This is a genomic window from Gordonia oleivorans (assembly GCF_040044975.1).
GTDB classification, from domain to species: domain Bacteria; phylum Actinomycetota; class Actinomycetes; order Mycobacteriales; family Mycobacteriaceae; genus Gordonia; species Gordonia oleivorans.
This window is the reverse complement of record NZ_JBDZDI010000006.1, coordinates 52208-73084: the sequence shown is the minus strand read 5'-3', so window position 1 is coordinate 73084 and position 20877 is coordinate 52208. Positions and strand designations below refer to the sequence as shown.

Genomic DNA, 20877 nt, shown 5'->3' with positions numbered 1-20877 from the left:
GGTGCGCAATAGGCGCGCGGCAAATGTGATCGCGGCCATGCGGTAGACCATACACTGTCTCGGGGAAGTGTCTAGTCATTTTGGGGCTTGAGTGACATAGCCTGTCGATGACGCCACTTGAGAGGGTGACCTATGCGAACGCACGGCTGGTCCGGCGCCGCGCCGAACGATGACGAGGAAGCGGTCGAGCGGATCCTGACGGCAGCGATGGAGATGATGGACGAGCGGGAACTGGTCAACATCCTCCAGATCTCGCGCCGACTGGGAGTGACGCGCCAAACCGTGTATCGCTACTTCGACTCGAGCGGGGCGATCCTGCAGGCGGCCGCCGAGCGCAGTACCTCCGGGTTCCTCCGCGAACTCTCCGCGGCGATGGACGGGGTGACCGATCCCGCCGACGCGGTGGTCGAGGGCATTGCGGTGACTCTCGAATTGCTGCGCAGCAACCAGAGATTCGCACTGTTGTTTGGGCGGGAGGAGTCGTCGCGATTCCTCGCAGAGGTCACCTCGCCGGGAGCAATTGCACTGGGTAGGTCGATCATCGGCGAGTTCGACGTCGACTGGGCGACTGCCGGCTGGTCCGACGGCGACCTGGATGAACTGGTCGAGCACATGCTCCGGATGTTGCAGACCCTGATCGCCGACCCCGGGCATCCGCCGCGTCACGGTGGCGACCTCAGGGCGTACCTGCGCCGCTGGGTGGCGCCGAGCGTCGCAGCACCGCAACGTAATCCGATCCCGGAATGTAGCCGGTGAGGCCGGTGTGCGGGCCGGGTCCCCGCGACGGAAACGGCTCAGGCACACCTGCACACTCGGTCGCCGTTGTGCACCCGGACCGGCCGCGCGTCGATTGGGCTGAGTTCGAACGGTTCGCGATCGCCGAAATAGTTGCAGCGGTGGCGAAGTGGACTTCCTCGAATGCGACTCGGGTACCGCGGCGCGCTGCCCTCTTCGACTTCCACGTCCGCGACATGCTCATCCTGTTCCCGTCGGTTGCCATCGACGACGAGCCCGCCAGGCATCCGGACTGGTGTCCCGAAGAATGGTCGTGGCAACACGATCCGGGACGTGACGCCGATGCGTGGGCCGGTCGGGTCACCGCGAGTATCGGTTCCGGTGGCGGGCGGTGGGAAGGGGTCGTCGAACGGTACTTCGCCGCACTGGTGACCGCGAGCCACGAGGCGGCGCGCTACCTGCGGGCGATGGAGGCGGTCAGTCCCGACTTCCTCATCGTGGTCCTCAACGGAGACGACGAGCAGATCGTGCGGAGTGTTCCGCCCGAGAGGCTCGTGCAGGAGTTTCCCGCCATCGCAGCCAGACGGTTGGAGAACGCCCGGCTGGCGGCACTGTCGCCGGCTGCTCGAACCGACGAGCTGATGAGGGCGATCGCCGAGCCGCAGTCCTCGCCACTGATCCGCGCGGATGCCATCGGCCTGCTGATGGAGTGCGGACCGGCTGCGGTGGCTGCGGTGGCCGCGCGGATCTGTGACGTTGTGCCGGCGGACGGCCTGGACTGGTGTGCGGTCCTCGACGCGTTGAGCGCGATACCCGACGATGTCGCCGCGCAGCTACGGGACGTCGTGGGCACCACCGGCCGACCCGAGGCCTACCGCGCAAGGGTGGCGTCGTCGGTGGGATGGCTCGGGCGCCTCGGTGAGATCGTCGACCTGATGTCGGATATGTCCGACGAGGTGGTCCTGTCGGTGCTGTCGCGGCGATACCTCGCCGATCACCTCAACGGTGGGCTCGAATACGCCTCGCTCGAACGGGTATTGGCGAGCCGACCGCATCTCGATCACGTTCTTGCGACACAACTGTCACCGTCGAGGATGTTCGCGATCGGCGAAGGCGAAGTCGGGGTAGCGATGGCGGGTCTGTCCTCGCGATGGGTTTTCGTCCGCCGTCACGCGGCGACGGTGCTACTCACCGTGCACGTCTGAGCGCTGTCGCGGGACGCGCATGACTCCGATCAGGCAGGTGATCCCGAAACAGGCCACCGTTACCCACGGCCAGAACGTGACGTGGACGGAATCGGTGTCGACGTCCGCCGACCGCCGCAACTGAAGTGGTGGGTGTCGAACACCGAACTGTTGACGTCGCACCCGGCGTTGGGAGTGGTTCCCTACCTCAACATCGCGGCCTGCACCCTGGTGGATCCACGAATGCGGGGCCGGGGGCTGTTGTCCGATCTCGTACTCGGGACCGCACGGTGAAGGCCGCACATCCGATGACCACGCAACCACCGACTGTGAGCGCCGGGGTCAGCTGCTCCCCGAGAAGGACGACGGCCCAGATCACGCTGAGGACCGGCTGCACGAGCTGGATCTGACTGACCGTGGTCATCGGGCCGATCGCCAGTCCGCGATACCAGGCGAAGAAGCCGAGGAACATGCTGATCCCGGCGAGATACAGGAACGCGCCCCATTGTCCGGGCGTCGCATGCACCGGGCGGGTACCCAGCGCAACCGTTGTGGCGGCGAGCATTACCGGCGACGCGAGAATCAGGGTCCAGCAGATCGTCTGCCACGAGCCGATCTCGCGGGACATCCGACCGCCTTGGGCGTAGCCCAGTGCGCCGAGCGCGACCGCCGCCACCAGGTACACGTCGCTGACGCCGCCTCCGCCCAGCGATCCGTGTGCCACCACGGTGAACCCGACGGTCGCGATCACACCCAACGTCGCACCGAGCCAGAACCTCGGTGTCGGGCGCTCGTGGGTGAGCAGGACGGCGACCACCGCTGTCGCCGCGGGCAGCAGACCGATGACGACGGCCGCATGTCCCGCAGTGGTCTGCCGCATGGCGAGGGACGTCAGGATCGGGAAGCCGGCGACCACACCCACCGACACCGGGACCAGCCGTAACCACTGCCCGGGCGACGGGACAGGGACGCGGCGAACCAGGAGGACGACCGCGGCCAGCGCCGCCGCGATGACGGCCCGCCCGCAGCCGATGACGATCGGGTCGAGCCCGGAACCGGAGTCGCCGCCGACGGCGATCCGGGTGAACGGGAGAGTGAAGGAGAACGCGACCACACCCAGCAGTCCCCAGGCGAGGCCGTGGGTGGTGGTCGGCCCCTGGATGGAAAGCGGTGGGCGCGACGGTGCGATAGCGCTACTATTGCCATTCATGTCTGACGATAGCAGTGACCGGATTGTTCGTCACCTGCGTTCCCTGGCGGCCTCCGCGACGCCGGGGACGCGGCTGCCCTCCACCCGCGAGATCGCCGCGAAGTTCGGTGCCGGCCCGGTCACCGTGCAGCGTGCGCTGGCGATCCTCGTCGCCGACGGCGTCGTCGACACCCGCCCTGGTCTGGGCACCTTTGTCCGGGCTCGTCCGGCGGCGGCTCACGCGACGGATGTCGCGTGGCAGACCGCGGCACTCGGGCCCCGACGGTCGGGTGCCTCGCCGGTGGGCTCGACTTTGCGGCAGGTGCCGCACGACACCATCGCGATGCATTCGGGCTATCCGGATGCGTCACTGCTACCGAGGCGCGAGGTGGCCGCCGCACTCGGACGTGCGGCTCGTCGGGAGGAGAGCTACCGCCGACCGCCCGTTGCCGGACTGCCGGAACTACGTGCCTGGTTCGCCGGCGAGGTGAGCGAGGCGGGGTCAGACGGTGGATCGGCGTGGCACGAGTCCGAGGTGATGATCGCCTCCGGTGGTCAGGCGGCGCTGGCTGCGAGCTTTCGGGCGCTCGCCGCGCCGGGCGAGCCGATCGTGATGGAATCACCCACCTACTGGGGTGCGATCGGCGCGGCCCGGCAGGCGGGACTGGTGATCGTTCCGGTGCCACGCGTCGACGGCGCACCCACCGCAACCGACCTCGACGCGGCGTTCGCGTCGTCGGGGGCGCGGCTGTTCTACGCCCAACCCAATTACGCCAATCCGACCGGCGATCAGTGGACCGGCGCCCAGCGTGCCGAGATCCTCGACGTCGTCGCCGCGCATCGGGCCTTCGTGATCGACGACGACTGGGCCCACGACTTCGGCATCGATCGGCCCGCACGTCCGCTGGCCAGTGCCGACGTCCACGGACATGTGGTGTACATCCGGTCGCTGACCAAGTCGATGTCGCTGACCATGCGGGTGGCGGCGGTGATGGCCCGCGGTCCGGCCCGGCTGCGGATCGAGCAGGCCCTGGCGCATTCGGATCTGTTCGTGTCGCCGATCCTGCAGGCCGCGGCGCTCGACGTCGTCAGCAGGCCGGCGTGGCGTCGGCACGTCAAGGCGCTGTCGCGGGAGCTCGGCGAGCGACGCGACGCGCTCGTCGGGGCACTGCGGTCGGCTGGTTTCGACGTCACCGCGCCCGGCGGTGGGCTGCATCTGTGGGTGCGGCTCGAGGGTGCTCGCGGCCTCGACGACGTGCCGGACCCCGACGTCGTCGCCGCGCGGGCGCTGGCCGCGGGCCTGGCGATCTCGTCGGGTGGGGAGTGGTTCCCGGCCGAACCAAACGGCTCCTTCGTGCGGCTGACCTATGGGGCCACCGGGGTAGAACGCTACGACGAGGCGGTGCGGATTCTGGTCGAGAGCCTCTGAGCGGGCCCTCGCTCCGGCGGCGGTCGGTGGGCGTTTTGGGTTCAGCGTCGCCGATGTTCTACACTGAAGTGTCTCGATTGACTTTGACTTGCGCGCTACCCATAGGGTGGCGCGTTGGTTTTGTCGGAGGCATTCGCACCGGGGTGACCGGTCGGAGGCTCCGAGAGATCCGTAGGGTGGATCGAGACGGTGACCATCGACGCTCGGAGAGTTACTCCCCGGACGACGACCGTCACAAAGGGGCGTAGCTCAACTGGCAGAGCAGCGGTCTCCAAAACCGCAGGTTGCAGGTTCAAGTCCTGTCGCCCCTGCCCTGGAGAGGGCATACGTAGACGAGAGGAACCTCGAAGGTGAGCAAGCGAGATCGAGCCGCCCGCGCCAAGGATGCCGCGGAGGAGACCGCCGACACGGCGGCCGACGAGCTCGATGTGGCCGATGCCGCCGCCGAGGATTCCGACGACACGAGCGCTGAGAAGAAGACCTCGCTGACCAAGGACGCGGAGGCCGAGAAGGATCTCCGGCCGACGGGTAAGCGGTCGGGGCGTCGTCGTTCTGCGTCTGCCACCGACAGCTCCGACGACGACACCGATTCCGCTGGCGGAACCGCGGTCGCCGTCAAGGAACGCAAGAAGAAGGCGTCTCCTGCGGAGAGCCGCAATCCGATCGTTCGGATCTGGGTCTTTCTGCAGCAGGTCGTCTCCGAACTGAAGAAGGTCATCTGGCCGACGCGACGCGAGATGATCACCTACACCGTGGTCGTCCTGGTCTTCGTCATCGTGATGACCGCCTTCATCTTCGGTATCGACCTCGCCTTCGCGAAGGGCGTCCTCTGGCTGTTCGGCTAGCGACTCACCACAGGTGAGTTCGCCGGTCGGTCGGAGGGTGCCAACCGGAACGGTCCGAGTGGCCGACCCGGGAAGGTCCCAGCGATGACGGCCGACCCGAACACATGAAAGAGGAGCGTGGGCTGCAGTGAGCACCCCGGACAACACCGAAACGACTGAGTTCGACGCCGCTGACGTCGTCGTCGATGAGGCTGTTGACGACGTCGTCGTCGATGACGCTGTTGACGACGCTGTCGTCGATGAGGCTGTCGACGAGACCGACGAGCCGGGCGTCGACGCGCAGGCCGAGGCCGCCGAGGACGAGCTGGCTGCCGTCGAGGGTGGCGAGGCCGCCGTCGAAGCTGCCGACGAGGCCGCGGACGCTCCCGCCGACGAGCCCGAAGAAGAGGTCGACCCCGCCGAGGAACTGCGCAAGCAACTGCGTCGCGCGCCGGGCGAGTGGTACGTCGTCCACAGCTACGCCGGCTACGAGAACAAGGTCAAGGCCAACCTCGAGACCCGCGTGCAGAACCTCGACGTCGGCGACTACATCTTCCAGGTCGAGGTCCCGACCGAAGAGGTCACCGAGATCAAGAACGGCCAGCCCAAGAAGGTCAACCGCAAGGTGCTGCCCGGCTACATCCTGGTGCGCATGGACCTCAACGACGAGTCGTGGGGCGCGGTGCGCAACACCCCGGGCGTCACCGGCTTCGTCGGAATGACCTCCAAGCCGTCGCCGTTGAGCCTCAACGAGGTGCTGCAGTTCCTGCTGCCGCGCACCGAGGCCAAGAAGACTCCGGCCAAGGCGGCGTCGGCCAGCGAGAGTGTCGAGGCGGCAGCCGCTGCGGTCACCTCGACCATCGAGGTCGACTTCGAGGTCGGCGAATCGGTCACCGTCATGGACGGCCCGTTCGCCACGCTGCCCGCGTCGATCTCGGAGGTCAACGCCGAGCAGCGCAAGGTGAAGGTGCTCGTCTCGATCTTCGGTCGCGAGACCCCGGTCGAGCTCGGGTTCAATCAGGTCGAGAAGATCTGACCCTTCGAGGCTCGCTTCGCTCGCACCTCAGGGAACGGGCAGAACGTTCGGAGAACGACATAAGAACTTCCACGCCTCCAGCGGACGTGGATTTGCAAGGAACAGAACAAGGAACTAGAGATGCCTCCCAAGAAGAAGAAGCTCGCCGGGATCATCAAGCTCCAGATCCAGGCAGGCGCCGCCAACCCGGCCCCGCCCGTGGGTCCGGCGCTTGGTCAGCACGGCGTGAACATCATGGAGTTCTGCAAGGCGTACAACGCCGCGACCGAGTCGCAGCGTGGCAACGTCGTGCCGGTCGAGATCTTCGTGTACGAAGATCGCTCCTTCGACTTCAAGTTGAAGACCCCGCCGGCCGCGAAGCTCCTCCTCAAGGCCGCAGGCCTGCAGAAGGGCTCCGGCGAGCCGCACGTCAAGAAGGTCGGCAAGGTCTCGATGGACCAGGTCCGCGAGATCGCCAAGACCAAGGCCGAAGACCTCAATGCCAATGACATCGACCAGGCCGCGAAGATCATCGCCGGTACTGCTCGGTCCATGGGCATCACCGTCGAAGGCTGAGATCTCGATACGCCCTCGGCTGGCGCCTCGGGCTACTCGATCAGCGGAAACAATCCCCGTGGGAGGGCCGGCTCGGTCCGCACCACACACCCGTCGTGACGACGGAGAAAGAACAGAGCAATGAGCAAGAAGAGCAAGGCCTACACGGCAGCAGCCGAGAAGGTCGACAAGTCCAAGCTCTACAGCCCGCTGGAGGCTGCTGAGCTGGCCAAGGACACCTCGTCGAAGAACACCGACGCGACCGTCGAGGTTGCGATCCGGCTGGGCGTCGACCCCCGCAAGGCGGACCAGATGGTTCGAGGCACCGTCAATCTGCCCCACGGGACCGGTAAGACCGCCCGCGTGATCGTGTTCGCCGTCGGCGACAAGGCCGCCGAGGCCACCGCCGCCGGAGCCGACGAGGTCGGCGCCGAGGATCTCATCGAGAAGATCCAGGGCGGCTGGCTGGACTTCGACGCCGCGATCGCCACCCCGGATCAGATGGCCAAGGTCGGCCGCATCGCGCGTGTCCTCGGACCGCGTGGCCTGATGCCGAACCCGAAGACCGGCACCGTGACCCCGGATGTCACCAAGGCCGTCAACGACATCAAGGGCGGTAAGATCAACTTCCGCGTCGACAAGGCAGCCAACCTGCACTTCGTCATCGGCAAGGCATCGTTCGACGCCACCAAGCTGGCGGAGAACTACGGCGCCGCGTTCGACGAGATCATGCGTGCCAAGCCGTCGGCTGCCAAGGGTCGCTACATCAAGAAGATCACCGTCTCGACCACCACCGGCCCGGGCATCCCGGTCGACCCGGCGGTCACCCGGAACTTCGCCGAGGCTCCGCAGGCCTGATCTGCGTAGTCGCTTGTAGCGCAACAGCTTCGATGCCCCCGATCACCAATGGTGGTCGGGGGCTTCGGTGTTGGTGGGGGTGTCATATCGCATCGCATCGCCGATGATGCTGGGGGAAGCCGATATAACCGGGATGAATACGCCTACTCGCGACAATTATTGACGTGAGTCGGCTGAGCGGTCCCGGTTATATCTGGTTGGTGGCGGTGTGAGCGTCGGCGTAGAGGCCGGCGCCGTTGGCTGTGTCGTAGAGGCGGGGGCGGGTGCGGTCGACGAGGGCTTCGATGCCGTGCATCTGTGCGGCGTAGCGCGTCGCATCACCGATCATGCTGCGGGAGCCGATATAACCGGGATGAATACGCCTGCTCGCGACAATTATTGACGTGAGTCGGCTGAGCGGTCCCGGTTATATGTGGTAGGTCGGGGTAGGCGACGAATTACTCGGCGACGCATCGCTGTGCGAACGCGATGATCTCGCCGGCGACGTCGTCGCGGATCTCGGGTTCGTTGTGCACCTCGTGGCGGAAACCGGTGTAGACACGGGTGCGCACGTCGGGGTGGCCGGTGCCGATGAGGCGGTTGGCGACGTGATAGGCGCCTTCGCCGTAGTTGGTCACCGGGTCGGCGTCGCCGGCGAGGATCAGCACCGGCAGGTCGGGGCGAGCGCCGGCGTAGAAGCCGTCGCCGTTGGCGGTGTCGTAGAGGTCGACGAAGCCGCGGATGAAACGCACCGACATCGGGGCGCCGAAATTGTTGAACGGATCGGTGGCGTGATCGCGGACGACGTCGGCGTTGCGGGCAACCCAATCGGTCGGACCCGGATTCTCGCCGTAGCGGGAGACGAAACCGTCGAACAGCGCGCCGAGATACGCCTCGCCGACCGGGGATTCCGGATCCGGTTCGGCGGCAAGGGCGGTGCGGTCGACGAGGCTCTCGATGCCGTGCATCTGCGCGGCGATGCCGCACAGGATGAGGCCGGCGACGCCGTCACTGCCGCCGGCGACGAGGCCTCGGGCGATCATCGAACCCCACGAGTGTCCGAAGATGACATACGGCAGGTCGGGGAACTGCTCGCGGACCCGGGCGGCGAGGGTGCGTTCGTCGGCGAGGACCACCTCGTCGGCGTTGTCGCCGGCGTCGCCCCAGATGCCGGTGGTCATCGCGGTCTTGCCGTGGCCGGCGTGATCGTCGGCGGCCACCACGAAGCCGGCGTCGAGGAGCTTGGTGATCAGCGGCAGGTAGCGCCGCGAATGCTCACCGAGGCCGTGGATGAGATGGATGATCCCGACCGGTGGGCGCACCGGCACGTAGATCCAGCCGAAGATGGTGTCGCGCCCGTTGTGTGAGGTGAACTCGACCTCGTGAAGTGACATCGTTGTCCTCTCCCAGCGCGCCGCGGATGCGACGGTTGGGGCAAGGCTAACAGCGACGCCCGGGGTGCCGGGAGCGGTTGACGCATCACACCGTCTCGGGTTGCGCCTCCACCTGCTTGATCGGTCCGGTGAACCACTTCTTCACCGACACATGCCAATACACGTACAGCAGGATCAATGCGCCGCCGACGAGCAGCGGGGTGTAGTTGACGTACTTCCAGGCGAAACCCGGATCCCAGGGCATGCCGCCGAGGGAGGTCGGGAACAGGGCGATGATCGAGGTGAGTGCGATCTCGATCAGGGCCAGCGGGGCGATCCACTTGTACTTGGAACCCAGAGTCCAGGAACCGGCCTCGAAGTCGTCACCGGCCTTCCAACGGAAGAAGATCGGCACCGCGAAGCACAGGTAGAGACCGACGACGCCGATCGAGACGACCGCGAAGAAGGCCACCGGCACGGGTGCCCCGTTGATGTCGACGGGGACGAGGGCGGGCAGCGTGATGATGGCCGCGACGGCCGCGGTGATCATGACGGCGTTGGCGGGCATGCCGTTGGCGCGCACCTGCGACCACAGTTTGTGGCCGGGAACGGCGCCATCGCGGCTGAACGCGAACATCATTCGCGACGCGCTGGTCTGGCAGGCGGCGGTGCAGAACAACTGCCCGGCGGTCGAGATCAGCAGCACCAGTCCGGCCCACTTGGAGCTCAGTGCCTGGCTGAAGATGGTGGCGACCGCACCGCCCGACGCCGATACGGCGTCGGAATCCTGTACGGCGAAAAGGAAACTCAGCAACAGAATCCAGCCGCCGATGGCCGAGTAGGCGATGGACCGCCAGATGCCCTTGGCGGCGGCTCCGGCGGCACCCTTGGTCTCCTCGGAGAGATGCGCGGACGCGTCGTAGCCGGTGATCGTGTACTGGGTGAGGATCGCCGAGATCGGCAGCACGTACAGGATGAACCCGGCGGGGGAGGTCTCGCTACCGAAGATCCCGGAATTGTTGATGGTCTTGGCGAACACGTCGGAGAACGACGCGTGCTGATCGGGGATGAGGAAGAGGATGAGAATGACTGCGGCAGCACCGATCACGTGCCACCAGACGGAGATGTTGTTGATCGCCGACAGCAGGTGCCCGGAGAAGATGTTGATCAGGGCGGCGACGGCCAGGATGATCAGGAAGATGATGAACACCCGGGTCAGGCTGTAGCCGTCGAGCCAGGACTGGCTGAAGGTGCCGAGGGTGAGATCGAGGAAGGTGGCTGCGCCGTAGGCCACTGATGCGAGGATGGCGACGAGGCCGATCAGGTTCAGCCAGCCGGTGTAGAAGCCTGCCTTGGCGCCACCCAGTTTCGAGGCCCACCAATAGATTCCACCCGACGTCGGGTATGCCGACACCAGCTCGGCCATGCAGAGGCCGATGAGCAGGATGAAGATCGACACGATCGGCCAGCCCCAGGCGATGGCGGCCGGGCCGCCGTTGTTCCAGCCGAGCCCGAACGAGGTGAAGCAGCCCGCGAGGATCGAGATGATGGAGAAGGAGATCGCGAAGTTGGAGAAGCCCGACCATGATCGGTGGAGTTCCTGGGTGTAGCCGAGGCGGGCGAGGTGGGCCTCGTCGTCGGAGTATTGTTCGTGGCCCTCGGGCATGACGTGTCCTTCGCGTTCTTCGGTGGTTCGGCGAGCGACACTGCTCTGTCCGAAACATAGACCGCGTTGACCCCGGGTGCTGGGTGGTGTCCGATGTGCCGGGTATGCGCGGTCGCGGCGGCACGGTTGTCCCGGCCCTCCTGTCAGGTGCCTGTGGCTTCGAACCCTTTGGTGGTCCGGCAGGAGTGCCGGGCGTAATCGCCGACCGGACTTTATCGATCGATGTGAAGGTGGTTGTTGGTGGTGCGTCGCTTACGGATGATGATGTGTGTCGGAGCATCTACGGTGGTGGCCGCGCCGTTCGCGGTGGCGGTCCCGGCCGACGCGGCGACGACGTACGCCAACTGTGCCGCTCTCAACGCCGACTACCCACATGGAGTCGGCAAGGCCGGTGCGGTCGACTCGACGTCGGGCACACCGGTCACGAACTTCACCGTCAACGACGACGTCTACAAGGCGAACACGGCCCGCGACCGTGACAAGGACGGGATCGCCTGCGAGAAGCATTGAGCTGAGCGCTGTCAGTGGTGTGGTGAGCGCTGTCAACGCAGGAGAGAGCGCTGTCAACGCAGGAGAGAGCGCTGTCAACGTGGGGGAGAGCGCTGTCAACGTGGGGGAGAGCGCTGTCAATGTGGGGGAGAGCGCGGTCAACGTGGGAGAGAGCGCTGTCAGTGGTGACGAGGGCGCGATCAGCGCAGGGCCGCGGCGAGTTCGTCGACGTGCTCGACGAGCTCGGCGCCGTCGCGGGCACTGACGAAGGCGTCGCAGTACTCGATGTAATCGGCCAGGGCACAGCCGGTTTGGTTCCAGTAGCGCCGCGGTTCCGGGGTGATCCAGGCGATGCGGTGCACGCGGCGGGACAGCTCGGCGAACTGGTCGACGCGTGGGTCGAAGCCGTTGCTGCGGGCATCTCCGGCGACCACCACCGAGGTGCGGGGACCGATGAGATCGCCGTATCGGGCCAACAGATGCGTCAGCATGGTGCCGTAGTCGCTGGTGGCGGCGAGGTCGAGGCCGTCGGCGGCGAGGACCGACGTGAGCGCGGACTCGCCGTCGCTGCGTCGAAGCTCGTCGGTGACGCGGATCGGGTCGTCGACGAAGGCGATCACCTCGCAGCGGTCGCCGTGCCGATGCAGTGTCTGCGCGAGGCGGAGCAGGAAGCCGGCGACCGGCCGCACCGATAGTGACACGTCGACCAGCAGCAGCAGCCGGACCGGGCCGGGCCGGGTGGTGCGGCGCCAGAGTTCCAAGGGCACACCGTCGGTGGCGACGGCCGAACGCATGGTGCGACGCATGTCGAGGCCACCCCGATCGGTGTGGCGGACGGTGCGCAGGGGGGCGCCGCGCATCCGCTGGATGAGGCGATGGCAGGCGCGGTCGATGTCGGCCTGATCGGAGGTGACGGGGCGGTCGTCGGAATCGTCGGGATCGGTGGCGGCCGCCTCGCCCAGGCGCTGTGAGAGCGCTTCCACGAATGCCTCGAGGGCGCGCTCCAACTCGGCGCGCTCGCGGTCGTCGAGGCCCTCGGCGCCGTCGGTGCCGTAGGCGCGCCGGGCGTCGTAGGCGTCGAGCGCCGCGAGAATGGCTGCGGCACCATCGATTCCGAGAGGGGTGCCGTGGACGCGGGTGGCGGTGCCGACGAGTTCGCCGACGGTCGAGGAGTCGGCCTCGTCGACGTCGATGGTGAAGGTGACGCCGCCGGCCACCGACCCGGAGTTCTGGTCGACGCCGAGTTCCTCGGTTCCCGCCGACACGGTGAAGTCGTTCTCCTCACGGTGCGCGCTCTCACCGCGACGTTCGGCCGCGTCGGGGTCGTCGACCATCAGATCACCGATCTCGTCGGTGTGTTCGTCGGCGCCGATCCGTCGTGCGGCGCCGGTGAAATCCTCGTCCCACACGATGTCGTCGGGGAGGTCGGCGGCCGCGCCGCGGGGCCGGGGCAGTGGCTCATCGTCGTCGGGAATGTCTGCGCCGCCGAAGAAGACGTCGAAGGCGTACTCGAAACCCGCTGTCTCGTAGTCGTATTTGACGCTCACCGAACGCAGGCCGGCCCGCAACCGGTGTGGGTCGGCGCCGCCGATGATGCCGATGACCCGGCGGATCTCGATGACCTCCGCGGGGGAGACGTTCACCCCGAAGCGGCGCAGGACCCGGCCGAACAGGACGGCCAGGCGGTCGACGGTGTTCTCCCGCGTCGGCTCGAGGGATGAATGATGTTGTGGGGACGCCATTGTCGCCGGCCTCGAGCCTCAGCGCCGGGCCGAACTGCGGGCGCGTCCGGCGCCGAAGGCGGTGGCGGTCACCGAACCCGCCGGACCCGACCCGTCGGTGCCGATCGGTGCCGAGCCCGATGACGTTGCCGCGGTGGGGGTGTGGAGTTCGCGGCGCGCGAGATCGAGATCGCTGCCGAACTTGACCAGCAGAGACAACAGCGCGCGGTCGAGGACGGTGCCGTCGGCGTCCCGGGTATCGGAGAGGAACGACGCGGCGCGGGCTGCGTCGATGACCTCGGCGATGGACGGGCTCTTGCGTAGCGGCAGATCACGCAGGCGGCGGGCGAGGTCGACGATCTCGGTGATGACCGACTCCTCCACCTCGGGGGCGCGGACGCCGACGATGCGGCATTCCCGCGCGGCGTCGGGGTAGGCCACCTGGAAGTGCAGGCAGCGGCGTTTGAGGGCGGGGGACAGTTCACGAGTGTCGTTGGAGGTCAGGATGACCCACGGTGCGGAGCGTGCGGTGAAGGTGCCGAGTTCGGGGACGGTGACCTGCCGTTCGGCGAGCACCTCGAGCATCACCGCCTCCATCGCCTCGTCGGTGCGGTCGACCTCGTCGACGAGCAGGACCGTCGGCGTGGCCGAGCGGATCGCGGCCAGCAGCGGGCGGGCGACGAGGAAATCCTCGGTGTAGACGCCGACCTCGGTGCGGGCCAGCGCCGCCGACGCCGCGGCGAGGGTGGGTTGTTCGGCCAGCTCGGCGCCGATGCGGTCGCGCAACATCTGCACGTGCAGGAGTTGGCGGGCGTAATCCCATTCGTAGAGGGCGCGTGATTCGTCGAGTCCCTCGTAGCATTGCAGGCGGATCAGATCCCGACCCGATGCTGCGGCAAGGGCTTTGGCCAGTTCGGTCTTGCCGACGCCGGCCGGTCCCTCGAGCAGCAGTGGCCGGTCGAGCAGGGTGGCCAGGTGGACGACCACGGCGAGGTCGGCGTCGATGAGGTACCCCTGGCCGGCCAGCGCGTCGACGATGTCGTCGACGCTCTCGAATTCGGTGGACGGGCCGGGCAGGGCCGAGGGTTCCGACATGGCTCCTCTTCGCGACGGTGCGGTGATCAAAGGTATTGGGGCAGAGCGGGTGTTGGGGGAGGAAAGGTGTGGATCGGTCCGGGTGAAGGGTCAGGTCAATGACCTCACCCGGACCGATCCACGTGTCCCGGGAGTTGCTCAGGCTCCCGGGGGTCTCGATACGCCGCGGCCTCGCTTCGCTCGGTCGAGGCTACTCGACCGGCGAGAGGTCGGGCTCGTTCGGCGGGCAGTGTGCTCGACCGGCGAGAGGTCGGGCTCGTTCGGCAGGTAGTGCGCTCGGCCGGCGAGAGGGGGCGGCTCGACCGGCCGAGCGCGGCGAACTACCTCAGTAGCTGCCGGTCATCGCGTGGGTGACCATCGGGATGAGCGACTCGACGGTGCATTCGCGCGGGTTGCCCGGCGTGCACCAGTCGTCCATCATGTGCTCGGCGATGGCGCGGATCTGCTTGTCGGAGGTGTCCATGGTGTCGCCGCGGCCCTCGTACTTGCCGGTGTTCATCCGGTTCTTCTCGTAGCTGTTGACGCTGAGCTGACCGAAGTTGTCCGGGATGCCGAGGTCCTTGGACAGTCGGATGGCCTCCTCGACCGCGGCGTCGGCGGCCTGCACGGTGGTCATGTTGGTGGTGTCGACGCCGAGCAGCTTGGCGATGTCGGCGTAGCGCTCGTAGCGGCTGGGCAGGTTGTACTCCCACACGCGCGGCAGGGCGATGGCGTTGTTGAGGCCGTGGTGGCTGTCGTAGAACGCCGAAACCGCATGGGACAGTGAGTGAATGAGTCCGAGGCCGCCGGAGTTGAAGGCCTGTGCGGCGATGTACTGGGCGTGCATCATGCCGGTGCGGGCCTCGAGGTTGCGGGGCTCGTACACCGCGGTGCGCAGGTGATCGCGGATCAGCTCGATGGAGTACTTCGCGTTGCCGAGCGACGGGGCGAAGTCCAGGCGCGAGACGTAGGGCTCGGAGGCGTGGGCCAGCACGTCGAAGCCGCAGAAGGCGGTGAAGTGCTCGGGGCAGCTGTAGTACAGCAGCGGGTCGTCCATCGCGAGGTCGACGAGGCAGGTGTCGTCGAAGGCCACCCACTTGTGCGGCTTGTTCATGTCGGAGGTGTCGGTGATGACGTAGGCCCAGGAGGTTTCCGAGCCGGTGCCGGCCGTCGTCGAGACCGCGATGTGCTTGGGGTTCTCCTTGTTGGTGGCCTTGGAGAAGCCCTCGAACTCGTTGATGTTGCGGCCGTCGTGGGCGATCACCATGCGGGCGCCCTTGGCGGCGTCGTGGCTCGAACCGCCACCGACGGAGATGATGCCGTCGCACTTCTCGCTCTGGTAGAGCGCGGCGGCGTCCATGCAGTTGTAGTCCTTGGGGTTGGACTCGACCTTGTCGTAGAGGACGACGTCGACGCCCTGGTATTCGATCTTGCCCTTGAGTTCTTCGATGATGCCCGAGCCGCGCAGGCCGGTGGTCATCAGCAACACGCGGGTCATGCCGAGATTCTTGGCCTCGACACCGAGCATGTCGTGGGCGCCGACGCCGAGCTTGGCGTTGGGGAAGGGGTGGAAGTCCTTGATCGGGAAGTCCCAGATCTGATTCAGCTCGATGGCCATGAATCCTCAATCTCCTGTGTGGGTACGGGGTGACTCTCCGAGCATGTAGCCGTCGTCACACTTCCCACAAGAACACCTGAACACATACACAGATGATCAGTCCAGCAGGAGAGTGGGAAACTGTCCGGAAGGTCAGGTTCGCCGGTCATCCCTCTGGGCACCCCGGGAGAAAAGGGAACTCCCGTTCGGCAGCGTGAAGCTTGGGTGACAACAACCGCCGATGTGCGGCGTCGGCAAGGCGGATGCGATAGGACTGGAGGAGGGGCCGAGCGAGCGTGGAGGTAGTGATGGACACACGAGGGACGAAGCTGGCGATCATCGGGGCCGGCGCGGTCGGAACCGCCGTGGCGTACGCGTCGCTGATCCGGGGCGTCGCGCGCACGATCGCGTTGATGGACATCAACGAACCGAAGGTGACCGCCGAGGTCCTCGACATGTCGCACGGACTGGAGTTCGTGCCGCGCACCGACATCATCGGCGGCGCCGACATCTCGGTGTGCGCCGACGCCGACGTGGTGGTGTTCACCGCCGGCGCCAAGCAGAAGCCCGGACAGTCGCGACTCGAACTCGCCGAGGCGACAATCGGACTCACCCAGAAGATCATGCCGGGCCTGATCGAGGTGGCCCCCAATGCGATCTACATCATGGTGACCAATCCCGTCGACATCGTCACCTATGCGGCGCTGAAATACAGTGGACTGCCGCGTAATCAGCTGTTCGGGTCGGGTACCGTACTCGACTCGTCGCGGCTGCGCTTCCTCATCGCCCAGCATGCCGGGGTGGCGGTGCAGAATGTGCACGCCTACATCGCCGGTGAGCACGGCGACTCCGAGATCCCGCTGTGGAGTTCGGCATCTATCGGTGGTGTGCCGCTGACCGATTGGCAGCCACTGCCCGGCTACGACGCGATGGACGAGAAGGTGCGCGCGGAGATCCACCACGAGGTGGTGCACGCCGCGTACAAGATCATCGAGGGCAAGGGCGCCACCAACTATGCGATCGGCCTGGCGGCCACCCGCATCGTCGAGGCGGTCCTCAAGGACGAGCACCGCGTGCTGCCGGTGTCGACGGTGGCCTCGGGCTTCGAGGGACTCGAGGATGTGTGTCTGTCGCTGCCCACGATCGTCGACCGGGCCGGCGCCCAGATGCGGCTGGAGATCGCCATGTCCGAGAGCGAGCGCGAGGGGCTGATGAAATCGGCGGAGACGCTACGGGCGATGCAGGCGAAGTTCGGGTTGTAGACCCGGCGGGTTCGTCTCAGGGTTTGTGGACAATGTCGTCGGGGTGTGGATGACGTCGCCTCGGCGTGGAACCCGGCGCCCACCGAAATAGTCTGATCGGTATGCGCGATGACAAGTTGCTCACCCGGATCGCCGGACTGCTGCGCCAGGCGGAGAACACCGACAACCCGCACGAGGCGGAGACCTTCATGGCCGCCGCCCAACGATTGGCCACCGCGGCCTCGATCGACCTGGCGGTGGCGCGGGCGCACGATCCGGCCGCCCGGGCGAAGGCCACCCCGGTGTCACGGCAGATCGCCATCGGGGAGCCGGGCAAACGGGGCCTGAAAACCTACGTGCAACTGTTCGTCGCCATCGCGCGCGCCAACGATGTGACCGTCGACGTCGCGGGGAACTCGACGTTCGTGCTGGCCTACGGCTACGCCGCCGACATCGACATGTGCGAGGCGCTCTACACCTCCCTGCTGGTGCAGATGGTGGCGGCCAGCGACGCCTACCTGCGGTCGGGGGAGTATCGCGACGAGGAGTCGGCGCGGATCGTCCGACGGGGAAGCGGGTGGCGGGCGCGGCGGGTGGTGGAGCGAAAACCGTTGGCGCCCATTACTGCCCGGCTGAACTTCCAGTCGGCGTTCGCCGAACGGATCGGTAAGCGACTGGCCGTGGCGCGCGACGAGCAGCGTTCCGAGGCGATCGCCGGGGACGATCCGGAGGTGGCGGGTTCGGCGTCGTCGACGGCGGTGGTGTTGCGTAACAAGGAGATCGAGGTGACCGACTTCTACCGGTCGGAATCCACCGCACGCGGCACCTGGCGGCCGACGAGTGCGTCGGCGGGTTATTCGGCGGGGGCGCGGCAGGCCGGTGACCGGGCCGGTCGTCGGGCCAAGATCGGCGCCGACCCCCAATTCGGTGCGCCGCGTGGGCAACTCGGGTCGTGACGCGCCGTGGGCCGGTTCGGGGCGTGGCGAATCGGGTCCCGGTCAGTTCAGGGCGTGCTCGATGGCGTCCTCGTAGCGGGTCTGCTGCTCGTCGCTCACCGACGCGGGGAAGGTGACGACCACATTGAGGAGTTGGAAGGCGTCGGTGTGCTCACCCGCGTAGAGCTCGGCGCGGCCGGTGCTCTCGAACTGCATCAGGGTGAACTGATCGGTGATCAGGATGCCGCCGCAACCGGCGTCGGAGCAGTCCTGCGCCGAACCGGTGTGACGCCCGGTGACCGGGAGCCCGGCGGCCGCGACGTCGTCGGCGAGGGTGTCCAGGGTGCCCGGCGCCGGGGCGTTGCTCACCGAGGTGGAATACGACGTGGCGTCCTCAACGGTGTTCTCCGTCGCCGCGCAGGCCGTCGGGATCGCGGCGAGGGCGACGAGGACCGCGGCCGTCGCGGCGCGCCTCATTCTTCTCGGATGCGTGGTGGGCGTCATCGTCGGCTCCCGTCTCCTTCTCGCGGTGCGTCGTCGGCTCCGCCTGTGGTACCGGATCGTGGCGGGGACCGTCGCCCGCATCGGTGGACGTGGCGGGACGGACCCCGAACGCGATGCTAGCCGCAGGGGGGAAGGGGGTCGGCCGGCCGGTGAAGCGGGAGAGGTGACGGCCCAGGAAACCGTCGTCGGTGACGATGGTGTTCATGATGGTGGCCGAGGCCACCAGGATGCACGTGTAGAAGAACAACCAGCTGATGGTCACGAACACCACACCGAGCGTCCCGTAGTGGCGGGTGGTTTCCGGCATCGTGCGGGGCAGCACGACGCGGCTGCCGATGAGGTAGATGGTGATGAAGATCGAGGTGAGGACACCGTTGACCGCCAGGAGGCGCATCGGCACCTGCGTCGAGACGAGCAGACGGGGGATGACCGTCCATAGCACCGACCAGATGATGACGGTGCCGATGATCTCGAGGATCAGTCCGGTCACCCCGAAGCCGTACCAGGTGCGTCCGATCAGGCTGAACTCGTGTACCGGTGTGATCAGCCCCTGCGCGACGACGGCGGCGGGGATGAGAAACAGCACCGCCACCCAGCGCCACCAGCCGCGCCAGTTGAGTTTCTCGACCTGCCAGGCGGACAGGTACATGCGGCCCAGTGCGCGCGAGAGGGAGGTGGCGCCGGCGATCACCATGAGTGCGCCGAACCAGCCGAATGCGCCGAGCCGCTGCGTGGTGTCCACCGGCGGCAGGCCCAGGTTCTCCGGGTTCATCCCGAAGCCCTCGAAGGCCTTGTCCAGAAAGCGGCGGCCGATCGGCACCGTCGTCATCAGGATCGCGAACGGCAGCACCGAGGTGAAGGCCTGGGCGGCGAGAGTCATCGCGCGGTCGGTGAGTCCGCTGGTCGCGATGTCGCCGATCATCCGCAGGATCAGACGGGCGCCGGGCACCTGCAGTCCCCGGTCGTACAGGGCGAGCCCGCGTTGCCGCATGCGCTCGAGGAATGGCGGCGACTGGACGGGGTCCATCGGTGATTCCTTTCGCGGGTGTGGCTGTGCAGATCGTAGTGGTCGCGCGCGACATCGACGTGCGAGGTGTCGGCGTGGCGCCGATACCATCGGGCAGGTGAGCGCAGGGGAGCCGATCCGATGAGCCCGCGTGACGTGGGGCGCTCGCAGTTGTACGAGGCCGAACGGCTGGTGTTGCGCATGTTCGATCGGGCCGCGCAGGGGTCGGTCGGGACGTCGCGGACCGTGCAGATCGCCGGCACCGAACTGACGCTGCCCAGCGAGGCGCGGTTCTCGTCGGCCGATGCGGTCGGCGACTACGTTGCCCGGGTGTTGGCGATGCCCGCGGTGCGGGAACGATTCCCGCGGGCCGGTGTCCCGGTGACGGTGCGCGCCCGCCGGGGCTATCGGGCCGCCGAGTACCGCTGGGCGCTTGCCGAGATCGCGATCCCGGAAAGCCGCGAAGGGCGTTGGGCCCTAAGGGAATTGGTGGTGTTGCATGAGCTTGCGCATCACCTCGACGACGGCGACGGTCCGGCGCACGGGCGCGGATTCGTGCTGACGCTCACCGAGTTGGTCGGTACCGTTCTCGGGCCGGAAGCGGGATTTGTCTATCGGGTGATCCTGTCGGATTCCGGGGTGGGGTGATCTGCGGTCCCGGGTGTGGTGTCCCCGAGCTGCCCGCTACGGTGGGCGGCATGGGGCTTCCGATCTCCGGCGACGATCTCGTGCTGTCCGGTTCGTTCAATGTGCGTGACGTCGGGGGTTTGCCGACCGCCGACGGTCGGTCGGTGCGGCCCGGGATGCTGCTGCGGTCGGCGCACCTGGGGGACCTCGATGACGACGGTCGGGCGGCGTTGACCGCGCTGGGCGTCGACGAGGTGATCGACCTGCGCGCGCCGGCCGAATGCGACGCGGAGGGGTATGACGCGCTGCCCGGGCAGGTGCGGGGGCGGTTGTTGCCGTTCGCGGTGGACCGTTCGAGTTTCTCCGCGCGTGGCATGTCCGCGGACGCGGTGCGCGGCCACATGTCCGACATCTATGCCACGTATCCGGGGCTCGACGGGGCGTCTGCGGCGATCCTCGGGATCGTCGAGTCGATCGCCGACGGACGGTCGGTGCTGGTGCACTGCGCGGCCGGCAAGGACCGCACCGGCTGGGCGGTGGCATCGGTGCTGCGGGCCGTCGGAGTGCTGGAGTCGGCGGTGCACGCCGACTATCTCCGCAGCAACGATGCGGTGGATCACCTGCGGGAGATGGTGATTCGACGACATCCGGATGCCGAATCGATTCCCGTCGACTACCTCGGAGTGCACGTCGACTACCTGCGGTCGGCGGATGCGGCGATGGCCGCGGCCCACGGTGATACCGCGGGATACCTTGCCGCGTGCGGGATCGGACCGGATCTGATGACACGCTTTGCGGAGCGGTTCGTGGGGTAGGTGGCCGGGTCCGGATCCGTGGGCTGGGGGTGTCGGGTTGCAGTGAGCGCTGTCAACGGAT

21 protein-coding genes and 1 tRNA gene are annotated in these 20877 nt (G+C 67.3%); 13 read left to right on the top strand and 9 right to left on the bottom strand.

The genetic code is table 11. The annotated features are described in order from the left end of the window. Nucleotides 1-132 precede the first annotated feature (132 nt). Nucleotides 133-756 (top strand): TetR/AcrR family transcriptional regulator, encoded by a 624-nt coding sequence (locus tag ABLE92_RS11785; RefSeq protein WP_348804952.1) that lies wholly within the window; start codon nt 133-135, stop codon nt 754-756. A 140-nt stretch (nt 757-896) separates the two neighbouring features. Continuing rightward, nucleotides 897-1940, top strand: a complete 1044-nt coding sequence (locus ABLE92_RS11780) for a hypothetical protein (protein ID WP_348804951.1) — start codon at nt 897-899, stop codon at nt 1938-1940. 187 nt (nt 1941-2127) lie between these two features. Here the strand turns inward: ABLE92_RS11780 and ABLE92_RS11775 are convergent, their stop codons facing one another. Further along, a complete protein-coding gene (locus ABLE92_RS11775; RefSeq protein ID WP_348804950.1) occupies nt 2128-3129 on the bottom strand; it encodes a DMT family transporter in 1002 nt (333 codons plus the stop codon). Between ABLE92_RS11775 and ABLE92_RS11770 the strand changes: the two genes are divergently transcribed. From ABLE92_RS11770 to rplA, 6 genes are all read left to right on the top strand, one after another. After that, nucleotides 3128-4537 (top strand): aminotransferase-like domain-containing protein, encoded by a 1410-nt coding sequence (locus tag ABLE92_RS11770; protein WP_348804949.1) that lies wholly within the window; start codon nt 3128-3130, stop codon nt 4535-4537. The genes ABLE92_RS11775 and ABLE92_RS11770 overlap by 2 nt on opposite strands. Before the next feature lie 238 nt (nt 4538-4775). After that, nucleotides 4776-4848, top strand: a tRNA-Trp gene (locus tag ABLE92_RS11765). A 39-nt stretch (nt 4849-4887) separates the two neighbouring features. Then, a complete protein-coding gene (secE, locus tag ABLE92_RS11760) occupies nt 4888-5382 on the top strand; it encodes a preprotein translocase subunit SecE (protein WP_348804948.1) in 495 nt (164 codons plus the stop codon). 127 nt (nt 5383-5509) lie between these two features. Then, nucleotides 5510-6397 carry a transcription termination/antitermination protein NusG gene (nusG, locus tag ABLE92_RS11755; protein ID WP_348804947.1) on the top strand — a complete coding sequence of 296 codons (888 nt, stop codon included), beginning with the start codon at nt 5510-5512 and terminating at the stop codon, nt 6395-6397. A 120-nt stretch (nt 6398-6517) separates the two neighbouring features. Next, the gene (rplK, locus tag ABLE92_RS11750) at nt 6518-6952 is read left to right on the top strand and encodes a 50S ribosomal protein L11 (RefSeq protein ID WP_240860087.1); all 435 of its coding nucleotides are present in this window, start codon (nt 6518-6520) and stop codon (nt 6950-6952) included. A gap of 120 nt (nt 6953-7072) precedes the next feature. Continuing rightward, complete coding sequence (gene rplA / locus ABLE92_RS11745; protein ID WP_348804946.1) at nt 7073-7789, top strand: 50S ribosomal protein L1; 717 nt, start codon at nt 7073-7075, stop codon at nt 7787-7789. A 187-nt stretch (nt 7790-7976) separates the two neighbouring features. On the opposite strand, the gene ABLE92_RS11740 is transcribed toward rplA, so the two are convergent. The 3 genes from ABLE92_RS11740 to ABLE92_RS11730 form a co-directional block, all read right to left on the bottom strand. Further along, complete coding sequence (locus ABLE92_RS11740; RefSeq protein ID WP_348804945.1) at nt 7977-8117, bottom strand: hypothetical protein; 141 nt, start codon at nt 8115-8117, stop codon at nt 7977-7979. 109 nt (nt 8118-8226) lie between these two features. After that, entirely contained in the window at nt 8227-9162 is a 936-nt protein-coding gene (locus ABLE92_RS11735; RefSeq protein ID WP_348804944.1) for an alpha/beta fold hydrolase, read from the bottom strand. An 85-nt stretch (nt 9163-9247) separates the two neighbouring features. Then, nucleotides 9248-10807, bottom strand: a complete 1560-nt coding sequence (locus ABLE92_RS11730) for an amino acid permease (protein ID WP_348804943.1) — start codon at nt 10805-10807, stop codon at nt 9248-9250. Nucleotides 10808-11065: 258 nt separating this feature from the next. Here ABLE92_RS11730 and ABLE92_RS11725 point away from each other — a divergent pair, with 258 nt between their 5' ends. Further along, nucleotides 11066-11317 carry an excalibur calcium-binding domain-containing protein gene (locus ABLE92_RS11725; protein WP_348805119.1) on the top strand — a complete coding sequence of 84 codons (252 nt, stop codon included), beginning with the start codon at nt 11066-11068 and terminating at the stop codon, nt 11315-11317. Nucleotides 11318-11496: 179 nt separating this feature from the next. On the opposite strand, the gene madC is transcribed toward ABLE92_RS11725, so the two are convergent. The 3 genes from madC to mdo form a co-directional block, all read right to left on the bottom strand. Next, nucleotides 11497-13038 (bottom strand): MadC family VWA domain-containing protein, encoded by a 1542-nt coding sequence (madC, locus tag ABLE92_RS11720; RefSeq protein ID WP_348804942.1) that lies wholly within the window; start codon nt 13036-13038, stop codon nt 11497-11499. A gap of 18 nt (nt 13039-13056) precedes the next feature. After that, a complete protein-coding gene (locus ABLE92_RS11715; protein WP_348804941.1) occupies nt 13057-14112 on the bottom strand; it encodes a MadB family AAA-type ATPase in 1056 nt (351 codons plus the stop codon). A 325-nt stretch (nt 14113-14437) separates the two neighbouring features. Beyond that, the gene (gene mdo / locus ABLE92_RS11710; RefSeq protein WP_348804940.1) at nt 14438-15709 is read right to left on the bottom strand and encodes an NDMA-dependent methanol dehydrogenase; all 1272 of its coding nucleotides are present in this window, start codon (nt 15707-15709) and stop codon (nt 14438-14440) included. Between the two features lie 287 nt (nt 15710-15996). Here mdo and ABLE92_RS11705 point away from each other — a divergent pair, with 287 nt between their 5' ends. Together ABLE92_RS11705 and ABLE92_RS11700 are read left to right on the top strand one after the other, a co-directional pair. Continuing rightward, nucleotides 15997-16950: an L-lactate dehydrogenase gene (locus ABLE92_RS11705; protein ID WP_348804939.1), complete on the top strand. Its 954-nt coding sequence runs from the start codon at nt 15997-15999 to the stop codon at nt 16948-16950. Between the two features lie 101 nt (nt 16951-17051). Further along, the gene (locus ABLE92_RS11700) at nt 17052-17885 is read left to right on the top strand and encodes a DUF2786 domain-containing protein (protein ID WP_348804938.1); all 834 of its coding nucleotides are present in this window, start codon (nt 17052-17054) and stop codon (nt 17883-17885) included. Nucleotides 17886-17927: 42 nt separating this feature from the next. Here ABLE92_RS11700 and ABLE92_RS11695 read toward each other — a convergent pair whose 3' ends face one another. Together ABLE92_RS11695 and ABLE92_RS11690 are read right to left on the bottom strand one after the other, a co-directional pair. Further along, nucleotides 17928-18233 (bottom strand): hypothetical protein, encoded by a 306-nt coding sequence (locus ABLE92_RS11695; protein WP_348804937.1) that lies wholly within the window; start codon nt 18231-18233, stop codon nt 17928-17930. A gap of 25 nt (nt 18234-18258) precedes the next feature. Then, on the bottom strand, nt 18259-19395 hold the full coding sequence (locus ABLE92_RS11690) for a hypothetical protein (RefSeq protein ID WP_348804936.1): 1137 nt from the start codon (nt 19393-19395) through the stop codon (nt 18259-18261). Between the two features lie 120 nt (nt 19396-19515). On the opposite strand from ABLE92_RS11690, the gene ABLE92_RS11685 reads away from it, so the two are divergent. Together ABLE92_RS11685 and ABLE92_RS11680 are read left to right on the top strand one after the other, a co-directional pair. After that, on the top strand, nt 19516-20022 hold the full coding sequence (locus ABLE92_RS11685; RefSeq protein WP_348804935.1) for a TIGR04338 family metallohydrolase: 507 nt from the start codon (nt 19516-19518) through the stop codon (nt 20020-20022). Nucleotides 20023-20072: 50 nt separating this feature from the next. Next, nucleotides 20073-20816 carry a tyrosine-protein phosphatase gene (locus tag ABLE92_RS11680; protein ID WP_348804934.1) on the top strand — a complete coding sequence of 248 codons (744 nt, stop codon included), beginning with the start codon at nt 20073-20075 and terminating at the stop codon, nt 20814-20816. The last annotated feature ends 61 nt before the right edge of the window (nt 20817-20877 follow it).